Below are 12,477 nucleotides of genomic sequence, written 5' to 3' on the forward strand. Positions count from 1 at the left end.
CCTCCACGACCGCGCACACGCGGTCGGCCCGCTCCGGGTGCCGTACGCCCACCCGCCAGGGCCGCCCCGCCACGACCACGTCACCGCCGGCGTTGAGGCAGAACACGCTCACCCCGGCGGCCCGCAGCAGCTCCGCGCCCCGCTGGACGGCCCAGCCCTTGACCACGGCACAGGGATCGAGCCCGCGGCCGGGCAGCCGCACCTGGAACGCGCCCCCGCTCTCGACCCGGTACCGCTCGCACAGCTCCAGGATCTCCACCAGGTCCGGGCTCAGCCCGTCGGCGGGCACCTCGCCCCGGTCGAGCCGGGACACCTCGCTGTCGGGCAGGAAGGGGCTGAACCGCGCGTCGGCCTCGCGCAGCCACGCGAACACCCGGTCGGCCGCAGCCACGGCGTCCGCGTCCGCACCGCGGCCGGCGCCCTCGATCCGCAGGGACACCGGCAGCCCCATGACGTGCTCGACACGGTGCACCACGCCGGCCACCCCGGCCACCCCGGTCGCGGCGGCCGGTCCCGCGGAGGTCCCGCTCCTCGCCACGGCCGTCACCCCCGCGCGTCGATCGCGGCCTGCAGCGACTCCCGGTAGCCGTCGCTGGTGAGGGTCGCGCCGGACACCGTGTCGACGTCGGCGCTCTGCACCTGCAGCGTCTGCGCGACGAGCTTCGGCACGGCCGCCTCGGTCTGCGGGTGGTTCGGCTGCTGGAGCAGCTTCACGGCGGTGATCTCGTCGCCCTCGAAGACCACCTCGACCTGCACGGGCCCCTTCTCGGTGTTCACGGTCGTGCCCCTGACCACCTGGGACGCGCCGCCTCCGGAGGAGGAAGGAGAGGAGGACGAAGAGGAAGGCGCGGACGCGGAGGGTGCCGGGCCGGGCGGGGCGGCCTCGGCGGTGGTCGTCGTGCCGTCCGAGGGGGCGTAACGCCACACCGGGATCAGGCCCGCGACGCTCAGGACCAGGACAGGTAGTGCTCGCTTCACGATGTCTTCCTCATCCCGCCAGGCTGAAGCGCTCGAAGTGGATCTGCGGCTTGGGCACGCCCAGCTCGCGCAGGCTGCCGAGCACGGCGTTCATCATCGGAGGGGGTCCGCACAGGAACACGTCGCGCTCCCCGATGTCCGGCACGAGCCGCGCGAGCTCGTGCGGTGCCAGCTTGTCGGGGTGGACCGGTCCGGAGACCAGGTGCAGGTCGGCGCCCTTGGCCAGGGCCAGCTCCCGCAGCTCCTCGTAGAGGACCGCGTCCCGGTCCGAGCCCACCCGGTAGATGACCACCGCGTGGCCGTGCAGTTCCTCCAGCAGGGCGCGGATCGGGGTGACGCCCACGCCGCCCGCGACGAGCACGGCCCCGGGGCGGGTGCGGTGCATCGTGGTGAAGGCGCCGTAGGGCCCTTCGGCGAAGACCCGCGTGCCCACCTTCAGGTGCCGCAGGGCCGCGGTGCCGTCACCGGCCGCCTTGGCGGTGAGCCGCAGGGTCCGGCCGTCGGGCGCGGCCGACAGGGAGAACGGGTTGGCCTGCCACCAGCGGTCCCTGGTGAGGAAGCGCCACAGGAAGAACTGGCCCGCGCGGGCCGGTATCCGGTCCAGGTCGCGGCCGGTGACGTAGACCGAGACCACGTTGTCGGACTCGGGCACCACGGCCGAGACCCGCAGCCGGTGGCGTGCGTTGCGCCACAGCGGGAGCACGAGCCGGCCCAGCAGCACCGCGCCGAGCGCCACGCCCCAGACCGTGTACCAGTACGTCGTGGCCGCGGAGGACGAGGTGAACGTCGTACCCGCCGCCACCTGGTGCGTGAAGGCCAGCACCACCGCGACGTACGCGTAGAGGTGGATGAAGTGCCAGGTCTCGTACGCGAGCCGGCGGCGGGCGAAGCGGGCCGAGACGCCGCCGATCACGAGGATCAGGACGAGCGCGACGATCGCGCGGAACACGCCCTCGACGGTCTCACCGAGGTCCACCAGCTGGTTCACCGGGTCCAGCGAGGACGACTGCGCGTAGCCGAAGGTGATGAAGACGGCGTGCCCGAGCAGCGTGAACAGCAGGCCGAAGCCGGTCCAGCGGTGCCAGGAGGTGAGCCGGTCCATGCCGATGCGGCGGTCGAACCACGGCAGCCGCGCGATCAGCAGCAGCTGGAAGGCCATCAGGAGCGCGCCGTACAGGCCGGTGAGCCGGCCCAGCACGACGAGGGTGTTCGAGGCGAACCCGGCCTGGACGAAGAACACGGTCACCACGACCACGTTCAGGGCGAGCACGCCGTACAGGCCGGCGCGGGCCACCACCTTGGGGCGCACCGCCGCGGCCGGCGGCGGAACGGTCGTCTGGACAGTCGTCACGGACGGCAACTCCTTGATCGGGTCCTCGGATCCCTGCCGGGATTCCTGGGACTCCGAGCCTGCCTCGCCAACCCTGTCGTTTTCCTGTCGATGAACTTTCAAGTGATTATCGATCCGGCTTCGGCGCGTCCTCGGCCATGACGTGATCAGCCGGGTGCAGCACTATGGGCACGTGGAAAAAGTACGACTTCTCGTCGTGGACGACGATCCGCCCATCGCCGACCTGGTCGCGACGGTCGCCCGCTACGAGGGCTGGGAGGCGGTCACCGCGAACAGCGGCGAGGAGGCGCTGCGCCGCGCCGCCGAGTTCCACCCGGACATCGTGGTGCTCGACCTGATGCTGCCGGGGCTCGACGGCTTCGCCGTGCTCGACCGCCTGCGCCTGTCCGGGACGATGGTGCCGGTGGTGTTCCTGACGGCCCGCGACGGTGTGGCGGACCGGGTGGCGGGGCTCACCCGGGGCGGGGACGACTACCTGGTCAAACCGTTCGCGGTCGAGGAGCTGATGGCCCGGCTGCGGACCGTGCTGCGCCGCAGCGCGGGACCCGGCTTCCAGCGGTCCGTGCTGAGCGTCGCGGACCTGACCATGGACGAGGACACCCGCGAGGTGCGCCGCGGCGGGCGCCTGCTGACGCTCACGCCGACCGAGTACGAGGTGCTGCGCTACCTGATGCGCAAGTCGCCGACCGTGCTGACCAAGGCGCAGATCCTCGACCACGTCTGGGAGTACGGCTTCGGCGGCCGCTCGAACGTGGTGGAGCTGGTCGTCAGCCGGCTGCGCCGCAAGCTCGACGGCGACACCGACGGCGACGGCACCGACGGACCGCAGCTCATCCACACCGTGCGGGGCGTCGGGTACGTGGTCCGGCAGGCGGGCGCGTGAGGGGCCGGCTCCGTGACGCGTACCGCAGGCTCCGGCTCGGCACCCGGCTCGCGCTGGGCATCGGCGTCCTCGCGCTGGTGGTCTTCGCCGCGGTCGGCACCGCGCTGTCGGCGTACATGCGGGACTACCTGGAGCGCCAGCTCAACGACCAGATGAAGCTGGTCCAGGTGACCCAGGCCAAGGACGCACAGGCGCACGGCACGGTGGAGCGCAGGCCCTACTACGGCTGGTTCACGGCCGTGTACGACGTCTCGGGCGACACCGCCGTGCTGCGCAGGCCGAGCGACGTGCCCAGGGACACCGTGCAGTTCACCTCGTTCGCCGAGTCGCTGGCCCGGGCCGGGTCGACGGAGATGTCCCACACCACGCGCATCGAGGACGAGGGCGCGTACCGGCTGCGCGCCTGCAAGATCGGGCCCGGCGTGGTCCTGGTCACCGCGGCGCCCCTGGAGGACATCGAGGAGACCATGGACCAGCTGGTCACGGTCCAGGTGGTCGCGTTCGCCCTGGCGCTGCTGGGGCTCGTGGTGTTCGGGCGCGCGGTGCTGCGGCGTGGTCTGCAGCCGCTCAGCGACATGGCGCACACCGCGCGCGGCATCACCTCGCACGACTTCACCGACTCGGCCCGGCTGCCGGTGCGCGCCGACCGCGGCAACGGCGGCCCGGAGGTCGAGGAGCTGCGCACCGCCTTCAACACCATGCTGGAGCACATCGACGACTCGCTGGCCGTGCGCACCGAGGCCGAGCAGCGGCTGCGCCGCTTCGTCGCGGATGCCTCGCACGAGCTGCGCACGCCCCTGATGTCGGTACGCGGCTACGCGGACCTCTTCCAGTACGCGGCGGCCAACGAGCCGGGCGAGCGGGACCGGCACCTGGCCCGGCTGCGCGCCGAGGCGGCCCGGATGGGCGTGCTCCTCGACGACCTGCTGCTCCTCGCCCGTCTGGACGCCGCCGAGGTGGAGACACCGCTGCGGCTGGAGGACGCGGACCTGACCGGGCTGGTGCGGCAGGCGGGGGACGCGTTCCGGGCGGGCCACCCGGACCATCCGCTGACCGTGACGGCCGGGCCCGGCCCGGTGCGGCTGCGGCTCGACGTGCTGCGCATCCGGCAGGTCCTGGACAACCTCCTCACCAACGCCGCCGTGCACACCCCGCCCGGCACGGAGGTGTCCGTGGAGGTGTCGGCGGCGTCCGGCGCGGCGGTCGTGCGGGTCACCGACACGGGTCCGGGCGTCCCGGCCGCCGACCGGGAGCGCGTCTTCGACCGCTTCTACCGCATCGACAAGGCGCGCAGCCGCGACCGGGGCGGCAGCGGCCTGGGCCTGGCGGTCGCCCGCTCGCTGGTCCGGGCCCACGGAGGCGAGATCGACGTGGTGAGCCGCCCGGGTGCGACGGCCTTCACCCTGACCGTCCCGGTGCACCACGACGGGTCCGGCAGCACCCCGGCCGGCTGACCGGGGCCGTCAGGATCAGGCCACCGGGGAGGCCGCCAGCAGGTCCGCGGGGACGCCGCCCCGGTCGGGTGCGTAGAAGTTCTTGATCTCCTCCTCCCACGCCCGCACGGTGATGCGGTCGCCGTCGTCGGGGCCGAGCGCCTCGAAGAGAGCCTGGATGTTCGGCAGGCCGAAGCCGACGCCCCGCAGCATGCCGGTGAACACCGGCCGGGCGACGGTGCCGCTGCCGTCCACGTCGCCGAGGCGGGCGAAGCCCGCCGCGAACGCGTCGACCGCCCCGCTGAAGCGTTCCGGCGACAGGACGCACGCCTGGAACTCGTCGTAGGTGATCCGGCCGTCGCCGTCGGCGTCGAGTTCGGCGACCAGCGTGTTCCAGTACCGCGTGAAGGCCGCCCGCATGGTCTGCTTCCGGGCCTCGCCGGCCTCGGGCACGGCCGCGGCGACCCGGTCGCTCATCAGGTCGAAGTCGTCGGCCTCCAGGACCCCGTTGCCGTCGGCGTCGAACAGGGTGAACACGTGTTTCACGCGGTTGACCGCTTCGTCTCGCATGGGTTCTCACCTTTCGTCGGATCGAGCTGCCACTGTGCGGGCTGCGGAATCCGGTATGCCGGGCGAAAGCCGCTGATCAGCAGAAAGAGTGAAGGTCGGGCGGGCGTTCGGGCACCGGCGTGCACGGCGCACCGAACGGCCCCGCGGCGCCCCTGCCGATCCCCGCGCGCCCTACCGGCGGTCACGGGGGCCACCCAATGATGAACGGACCGCAGGACACCCACACGACTCCGCACACCTGCCGGCCGGGCCGGCGAGGGTGCGGGGAAGGAGTCATCTTGCTGCTTCTCGTCTCCCCCGACGGCGTCGAGGAAGCCCGCGACTGCGCGAAGGCGGCGGAGCACCTCGACATCGTGGACGTCAAGAAGCCCGACGAGGGCTCGCTCGGCGCGAACTTCCCGTGGGTCATCAGGGAGATCCGCGACGCGGTCCCGGCGGACCGGCCGGTCTCCGCCACCGTGGGGGACGTGCCGTACAAGCCCGGCACGGTGGCCCAGGCGGCGCTCGGCGCGGCCGTCTCCGGGGCCACCTACATCAAGGTGGGGCTCTACGGCTGCACGACGCCCGAGCAGGCCGTCGACGTCATGCGCGGGGTCGTGCGGGCGGTGAAGGACTTCCGGCCGGACGCCTTGGTGGTCGCCTCCGGGTACGCCGACGCGCACCGGATCGGCTGCGTCAACCCGCTGGCACTGCCCGACGTCGCCGTGCGCTCGGGTGCGGACGCGGCCATGCTCGACACCGCGGTCAAGGACGGGACACGGCTGTTCGACCACGTTCCGCCGGACGTCTGCGGGGAGTTCGTGCGGCGCGCCCACGACGGCGGTCTGCTCGCCGCCCTCGCGGGCAGCGTGCAGGCGCGCGACCTCGCCGCGCTGACCCGCATCGGCACGGACATCGTGGGGGTGCGCGGGGCGGTCTGCGAGGGCGGGGACCGCAACTCCGGGAGGATCAGGCCGCAGCTGGTCGCCGCCTTCCGCGCGGAGATGGACCGGCACGCCCGGGAACGGACGGCCGCCGCGACCACCGCGGGCTGACCGCGGAATGGTCACGCACCGGCCCCCGTACGCATCCGGCCCGCCCGGAAGGCACTTCGCCGTCCTCGACCCGGCGACCGGCGACCCCTTCGACGAGGCACCCGACCAGCACCCCGACGACCTGGACGCCGTCGTCGCCCGGGCCCACGAGGCCTGGCGGGGCTGGCGGTCGGACCCGGGCGCGCGGAGTTCCGCGCTGCGGGCGGCGGCCGACGCCGTGGAGGCGGCCGGGGCGGACCTCGCGCCCCTGCTCACCCGTGAACAGGGCAAACCGCTGGCGGAGTCGCACCAGGAGGTCGCCCGCACGGCGGCCCGTCTGCGCTACTTCGCCGGGCTGTCCCCGCGGACGGAGTCCCTCGTGGACGGCCGGCCGGTGCGCAGCGAGATCCGCTGGCGCCCGCTCGGTCCCGTCGCCGGGATCGTCCCATGGAACTTTCCCCTCCAGCTCGCCTCCGCGAAGTTCGCGCCCGCGCTCGCGGCGGGCAACACGATGGTGCTCAAGCCGTCCCCCCMCACCCCCCTGGCCACCCGGCTGCTGGTGTCCGTCGTCTCCGCCGCCCTCCCCGAGGACGTGCTGACGGTCGTCACCGGCCGGGAACCCCTGGGCACCCGGCTCGCCTCCCATCCGGGGATCCGCCACGTGACCTTCACCGGTTCGGTCGCCACCGGCCGGGCCGTCGCGCGGGACGCCGCGGCCTCACTGGCCCGCGTCACCCTGGAACTGGGCGGCAACGACGCGGCCGTCCTGCTGGACGACGTGGAGGTGGAACGGATCGCGGACCGGCTGTTCTGGGCCGCCTTCCGCAACTGCGGACAGGTCTGCATGGCTGTCAAGCGGGTCTACGCCCCGGCCCGGCTCCACTCCCGGGTGGTCGAGGCCCTGGCGGAGCGGGCGGCGGCGACCGTCGTCGGACCGGGCCTCGATCCCGGTACGCAGCTGGGGCCGGTGGGCAACGCCCCCCAGCTGGCCCGCGTCGAGCGGTGCACCGCGCGGGCCCTGGCGGACGGCGCCCGGGCCGCGGCCGGGGGCCACCGGCTGGACCGGCCGGGCTACTTCTTCGCCCCGACGGTCCTGACGGACGTCCCCGCCCACAGCCCGGTGGTGACGCAGGAGCAGTTCGGGCCCGTCCTGCCGGTGCTGCCGTACGGGAGTCTCGACGAGGCCGTCGAGGCGGCCAACGGCACCGGCTTCGGGCTGGGGGGCTCGGTGTGGGGCACGGACCTCGACCGGGCCGAGGAGGTGGCCGACCGGCTGGAGTGCGGAACGGCATGGGTCAACCACCACGCCGAACTGTCCCTGGCGCAGCCCTTCGCGGGCGCCAAGGAGAGCGGGGTCGGTGTCGCGGGCGGCCCGTGGGGGCTCTACGGCAACCTCAGGCCGTTCGTCGTGCACCGCCCGCAGCAAGCGCCGCGATGAGGTTCACCGCGGCGGTGCTGCGTTCGCGCGAGAGCCGGTTCACCGTCGAGGAGGTGTTCCTGCGCACGGGTCCGGCCGCCGACGAGATCCTGGTCGAGATCGCGGGGACCGGGATGTGCCGGACCGATCTCGCGGTCCGGCGTCCGGGGAGCCGTTCGCCGCTGCCGGCGGTGCTCGGCCACGAGGGCTCCGGGGTCGTGGTGGAGACGGGCGGCCCGCACACCGGTTTCGGCGAGGGCGACCACGTCGTCCTGAGCTTCGACTCCTGCGGTCGCTGTCCCCGCTGCCTGGACGCCGCCCCCGCCCACTGCCACTCCTTCGCCTCGCTCAACCTGTTCGGGGGGCGTACGGAGAACGCCGCGCGGTTCACCGACCTGGCCGGGGCCGCACTGGCGCCCCGGTGGTTCGGCCAGTCCTCGTTCGCCGAGTACGCGGTGGTACCGGCTCGCAACGCCGTACGGGTCGACCCCGCGCTGCCGCTCGCCCTGCTCGGTCCGCTGGGCTGCGGGTTCCTCACCGGCGCCGGCGCGGTCCTCCACTCCTTCGGCGCCGGCCCCGGCGACACCCTCGTGGTGTTCGGCGCGGGTGCGGTGGGCCTGGCCGCGGTGATGGCGGCCACCGCCTGCGGAGCGGTGAGCGTGGCCGTCGACCGGCACCCCGGACGGCTGGCGCTGGCCGAACGGTTCGGTGCGACCCCGCTGCACGCCGACTCGCCCGACCTGCCCGGCCGCATCCGGCGCCTCACCGACGGCGGCGCGTCCTGCGCGCTGGACACGACGGCCTCCGCCCGGCTGATCAACGACGCGCTCACGGCCCTGCGCCCGGCCGGCCACCTCGGTCTGGTGGCTCGCCTGCACACCACGCTGCCGATCGAACCGGGAGCGCTGGACCGGGGCAGGAGGATCTCGCACATCTGCGAGGGCGACGCGGTACCGGGACTGCTGATCCCCCGGCTGACCGGACTGTGGCAGGCCGGGCGGTTCCCGTTCGACGAGCTGATCCGCACGTATCCGCTCGCCGACATCGACGAGGCCGAACAGGACTGCGAGGCGGGCCGCGTGGTCAAACCCGTCCTGGTCCCCCACCGGTCCCGAACCACCTCGTGAACGGAGAAGAACGTGATCGGCACATCCTCTCGCGGCACCGGGACGGAAGGCGTGGACGGAGGGGTAGGGGTGACCGCCCTCCTTGTCGCGGCGGCGCGGGCCATCGAGACGCACCGCGACGACGCCCTGGCCCGGGACGTGTACGCGGAGCACTTCGTGCGCGCCGCATCGGCGTCCGCCGGCTGGCCGGTGCACCCGCGACAGGTCCCGGACGGGGAGGCGGACCCGTTGTGGGGCCGGTTCGCGCGCTACTTCGGCCTGCGCACGAGGGTCCTGGACGACTTCGTCCTGCGGTCGGTGCACACGGGCGCCCGCCAGGTGGTGCTGCTCGGGGCGGGGCTGGACACCCGGGCCTTCAGGCTCGACTGGCCCTCCGGGTGCGTGGTCTTCGAGGTCGACCGGGAGGGGGTGCTGGCGTTCAAGCACGAGGTGCTCGACGGACTGGCGGCCGCCCCGGGGGCCGCGCGCGTCCCCCTCCCGGTCGACCTGCGCGACGACTGGGTCCGGGCGCTGCACGACGCGGGCTTCGATCCGGCGGCCCCGAGCGTCTGGCTGGCCGAAGGGCTGCTGTTCTACCTGCCGCCCGCCGCGGAGACGTACCTCATCGACCGGGTGGACCGGCTGAGCGGCGCGGGCAGTGCCCTGGCCTTCGAGGTCAAGCTCGACGAGGACCTCCTGGCGCACCGCGACAGCCCGCTCTACACCGCCACGGCGCGCCGGCTCGGCATCGACCTGCTCGCCCTGTTCGACCGGGAGCCGCGTCCCGACTCCGCCGGTGACCTGGTGGGCAGGGGCTGGTCCGCGTCGGTCCACAGCCCCTACGAGTTCACCCGCCGGTTCGGACGCGGCCCCTGGCCCGAGGAGAACGACGCCCTGGCCGGCAACCGGTGGGTGTTCGCGACCGGGCCCCGTGGGTGAGCGCGGGTGCGCCGGAGGTCGCGGGACCGCGGCCTCCGGCGCCGTGGAACGGTCATCTCACAGCGGGCCTCCTACGGGAGGAGCCACTTCTGGCTCTGCTGGTTGAGGCAGGACCACAGGTGGGCGGCGGTGCCGTCGTTGCCCGACCCGCCGACCACGTCGAGGCACTTGCCGGACTGCGGGTTGCGCAGGGTGCCGTCGGACTGCGGCTGCCAGACCTGGGCCGCGGTGCCGTTGCAGGTCCACAGCTGGACCTTCGTGCCGTCCGCGGTCCCGGAGTTGTCGATGTCCAGGCACTTGCCCAGCGCCCGTACGGCGCCGGTGCCGAGCAGGGACCACTCCTGGGCCGGGGTGCTGTTGCAGGTCCACAGCTGGACCTTGGTCCCGTCGGCGGTCCCGGCGTTGTCCACGTCCAGGCACTTGCTGCCGACGCCCTTGACCTCTCCGGTGCTGGAGGGCGTGCCGGGGAGCTGGTTCATGGTGTACCAGGCCTCGGTGCTCCACAGCGACGTGCCGTCGGCCGAGCTGAAGGGGCGGGCCGAGCGGACGTGGACCACCCGGTTGGGCTTGAGGCCCGGGATCGCCAGAATGACCGTCTTGCGGTCGGCCGAGAGGGTGGCCGACTGGACGGTGAGGGTCTCCTCGTCGACCTTGGGGCCCCCGTAGTCCACGCGGGGCACGTAACGCCACTGCTCGACCTTGTAGCGCGCGGCCAGGCCGGCGGCGGTCTCGTTCGACAGGGGCTGGGTGTATTCGAGGGCGAAGCCACCGGAGACGGCGCGCATCTCGCGGATGTCGAAGGCGGCGGTGCCCTTCGGCGTCAGCTTCTGCAGGCCGTACTTGAGCTTGCCCTCCTGGCCCCAGTTGCCGTCCGCGCCGAGTCCGCCGGCGTAGATCGCGCCGTCGGGGCCGACGCTGATCCGGTTGACGCCGACCTCCAGGCCCTGGGTGAGACGGAACACGGCGCCCTGGTACTCGCCGTTGACCTTCTCCAGGTACCCGCGCTGGATGCCGCCGTAGGTCACGTCGCCGAACAGCATCTGGCCGGCGAAGGGGCCCTCGGCCAACTGGAGGGGTGTGCTGGGTGAGTTGGCGATCTCGTTCTGGGGCAGCCACAGGACCGGCTTGGTCACCCGCTGGGAGTCGAAGGGGCCCGCGGGGTTGGTGTAGTGGTTGAAGAAGCGGCCCTGCTTGATCTGCACCAGCTTCGACGAGGGCAGCCAGCCGCCCTGGTTGTCGGTGACGAAGATGTCGCCCTCGGGGCCCCAGCCGATCCCGTTGGGGGTGCGCAGGCCGCCGGCGACGTAACTGACCGCTCCCGTGGACTTGTTGACCTTGATCGTGGTGCCGCGGTTCGCCGCGGGCTGCGGGTTGGTCGTCGCCCCGCCGTAGTTGATGGACACGGACAGGTTCAGGTAGAAGAACCCGTCCTTGTACAGCAGGCCGAAGGCGAACTCGTGGAAGTTGCCGCCGTAGGGCCAGGTGGCGACGCGCCGGTAGGTGTCGGTGACCTCGTCGCCGTTGGTGTCGTTGAGCTCGGTCAGCTCGTGCTTCTGCGACACGTACAGCTTGCCGTCCACGTACTTGATGCCCATGGGCTCCTTGAGCCCGGAGGCCACCTTCTTGTACGTCACCTTGTCCGGCCCGGTGTTCCCGGTGACGTTGCTCAGGAGGTAGACCTCGCCGGTCGTGTTCTCCGAGCCGCCCCAGGTGGTCACCGCGAGCCGGCCGTCGGGCAGCCAGTCCATGGCGGAGACCTGCGGCTGGAACCCGGTGGGCCGCAGGTCGGTCAGCGCGTAGTTCGGGTGCACGCCGGTCAGCGGCAGTCCGTCGCCCGGTGAGTCACCGGACAGTTCGCACTCCTTGCGTCCGGGAGCCGTGACCCGCACGACGCCGGCGTCCGTGCTGAGTACCGAGGTGGGGACCACGGCGAAGGCGGACGCGGACGGGGGCTTCCACGCGAGGGTGACCTGCTGTCCGCCGTCCCGCTCGAAGTGGTCGATGCGGATCGAGTGGTACCCGGCCGTCAGGACAACGTTGCCGTCCTTGGGATCGGCGCCGTGCAGGCCGTCGTGGCTGATGACGAGTTTGTCGTCGACGTACAGCCGGGAGCCGTCGTCGCTGGTGAGCCGGAAGGCGTAGGTCCCGGCGGTGGGGACGTTCAGGTTGGCGAGGGTCTGCGAGACGAAGTTGGCGCTCAGGCCGAAGTCCGCGTCGGAGGACCAGTTGATCACCGGCATCAGTTTGTCGATGTTCGGTGTCTGCCCGGGCTTGAGGTCGCAGAGCTTGTCGAGCGGTACCTGCATGTCGAAGACGCGCAGGGTGACGCCCGGTTCCTGTGGGGGGAGGTCGGCGGCGGACCGGTCGGCCGGGGCGGCCGAGCCCGTGGGGGCGGACAGTCCGAGTGCCAGGAGTGAGGTGACGAGTGTCGCGGCGAGGCGTCTGCCGAACCGCTGGGACAACAGCCGTGGATACACGTGGCCTCCTGTTCGCTCCCCGCCGCGCGGGGAACGCAGATGGACGAGTGGAGAGATCCACCGCTGCCGGTACGCGCCGTCGCACCGGATACGGAGAGTGGCGAACGGGACGCATGAGGATCCGTGCGTCGCGACGGACACAGTAGGGACTTTCACCGGAGCCGTCCATACTCTGTCCCCACAGAGGCGAAAGTCCTCCAACTACCGGATGCGGGGCGGTCGTTGGCGTCTCCCGGCTTTACGATCCCCCCGTCCGGCAGGTGCCGGCCGCGGGAACCGGGCGGCGCCGCCGCAACATCGGTAGGTGTAC

General features: G+C 72.8%; 11 protein-coding genes. 6 read left to right on the plus strand and 5 right to left on the minus strand.

Annotated features, from left to right (window positions below; all coding sequences use genetic code 11):
• From FGF04_RS09795 to FGF04_RS09805, 3 genes are all read right to left on the minus strand, one after another.
• Positions 1–472, minus strand: a 472-nt coding sequence (locus FGF04_RS09795) for an FAD:protein FMN transferase (protein ID WP_149510947.1), incomplete at its 3' end; no start/stop codon positions are given.
• A gap of 71 nt (positions 473–543) precedes the next feature.
• Positions 544–978 carry an FMN-binding protein gene (locus FGF04_RS09800; RefSeq protein ID WP_149510875.1) on the minus strand — a complete coding sequence of 145 codons (435 nt, stop codon included), beginning with the start codon at positions 976–978 and terminating at the stop codon, positions 544–546.
• 10 nt (positions 979–988) lie between these two features.
• Positions 989–2,329, minus strand: a complete 1,341-nt coding sequence (locus FGF04_RS09805) for a ferredoxin reductase family protein (protein ID WP_188114022.1) — start codon at positions 2,327–2,329, stop codon at positions 989–991.
• Between the two features lie 172 nt (positions 2,330–2,501).
• Between FGF04_RS09805 and FGF04_RS09810 the strand changes: the two genes are divergently transcribed.
• Both FGF04_RS09810 and FGF04_RS09815 read left to right on the plus strand, forming a co-directional pair.
• On the plus strand, positions 2,502–3,212 hold the full coding sequence (locus tag FGF04_RS09810; RefSeq protein ID WP_149510876.1) for a response regulator transcription factor: 711 nt from the start codon (positions 2,502–2,504) through the stop codon (positions 3,210–3,212).
• Entirely contained in the window at positions 3,209–4,666 is a 1,458-nt protein-coding gene (locus tag FGF04_RS09815) for a sensor histidine kinase (RefSeq protein WP_149510877.1), read from the plus strand. Before FGF04_RS09810 ends, FGF04_RS09815 begins: the two co-directional genes overlap by 4 nt.
• Before the next feature lie 15 nt (positions 4,667–4,681).
• Here the strand turns inward: FGF04_RS09815 and FGF04_RS09820 are convergent, their stop codons facing one another.
• Positions 4,682–5,215 carry an EF-hand domain-containing protein gene (locus FGF04_RS09820; protein ID WP_149510878.1) on the minus strand — a complete coding sequence of 178 codons (534 nt, stop codon included), beginning with the start codon at positions 5,213–5,215 and terminating at the stop codon, positions 4,682–4,684.
• Positions 5,216–5,493: 278 nt separating this feature from the next.
• Between FGF04_RS09820 and FGF04_RS09825 the strand changes: the two genes are divergently transcribed.
• From FGF04_RS09825 to FGF04_RS09840, 4 genes are read left to right on the plus strand one after another with little or no spacing between them, the layout of a single operon-like run.
• Complete coding sequence (locus FGF04_RS09825; RefSeq protein WP_188114023.1) at positions 5,494–6,249, plus strand: (5-formylfuran-3-yl)methyl phosphate synthase; 756 nt, start codon at positions 5,494–5,496, stop codon at positions 6,247–6,249.
• A gap of 7 nt (positions 6,250–6,256) precedes the next feature.
• On the plus strand, positions 6,257–7,666 hold the full coding sequence (locus FGF04_RS09830) for an aldehyde dehydrogenase family protein (protein ID WP_149510879.1): 1,410 nt from the start codon (positions 6,257–6,259) through the stop codon (positions 7,664–7,666).
• Positions 7,663–8,772 carry an NAD(P)-dependent alcohol dehydrogenase gene (locus FGF04_RS09835; protein ID WP_149510880.1) on the plus strand — a complete coding sequence of 370 codons (1,110 nt, stop codon included), beginning with the start codon at positions 7,663–7,665 and terminating at the stop codon, positions 8,770–8,772. Before FGF04_RS09830 ends, FGF04_RS09835 begins: the two co-directional genes overlap by 4 nt.
• A 12-nt stretch (positions 8,773–8,784) precedes the next feature.
• Positions 8,785–9,690, plus strand: coding sequence for a class I SAM-dependent methyltransferase (locus tag FGF04_RS09840; RefSeq protein WP_149510881.1), 906 nt, complete (start codon positions 8,785–8,787; stop codon positions 9,688–9,690).
• Between the two features lie 71 nt (positions 9,691–9,761).
• On the opposite strand, the gene FGF04_RS09845 is transcribed toward FGF04_RS09840, so the two are convergent.
• Positions 9,762–12,167: a ricin-type beta-trefoil lectin domain protein gene (locus tag FGF04_RS09845; protein ID WP_149510882.1), complete on the minus strand. Its 2,406-nt coding sequence runs from the start codon at positions 12,165–12,167 to the stop codon at positions 9,762–9,764.
• Between the last annotated feature and the right edge of the window lie 310 nt (positions 12,168–12,477).

Source organism: Streptomyces apricus, assembly GCF_008369065.1.
Lineage (GTDB): Bacteria > Actinomycetota > Actinomycetes > Streptomycetales > Streptomycetaceae > Streptomyces > Streptomyces apricus.

Bases quoted from the DNA above. Each gene is read 5' to 3' on its own strand.
- FGF04_RS09835 (WP_149510880.1), top strand. From the start codon at position 7,663: ATGAGGTTCACCGCGGCGGTGCTGCGTTCGCGCGAGAGCCGGTTCACC.
- FGF04_RS09820 (WP_149510878.1), bottom strand. From the start codon at position 5,215: ATGCGAGACGAAGCGGTCAACCGCGTGAAACACGTGTTCACCCTGTTC.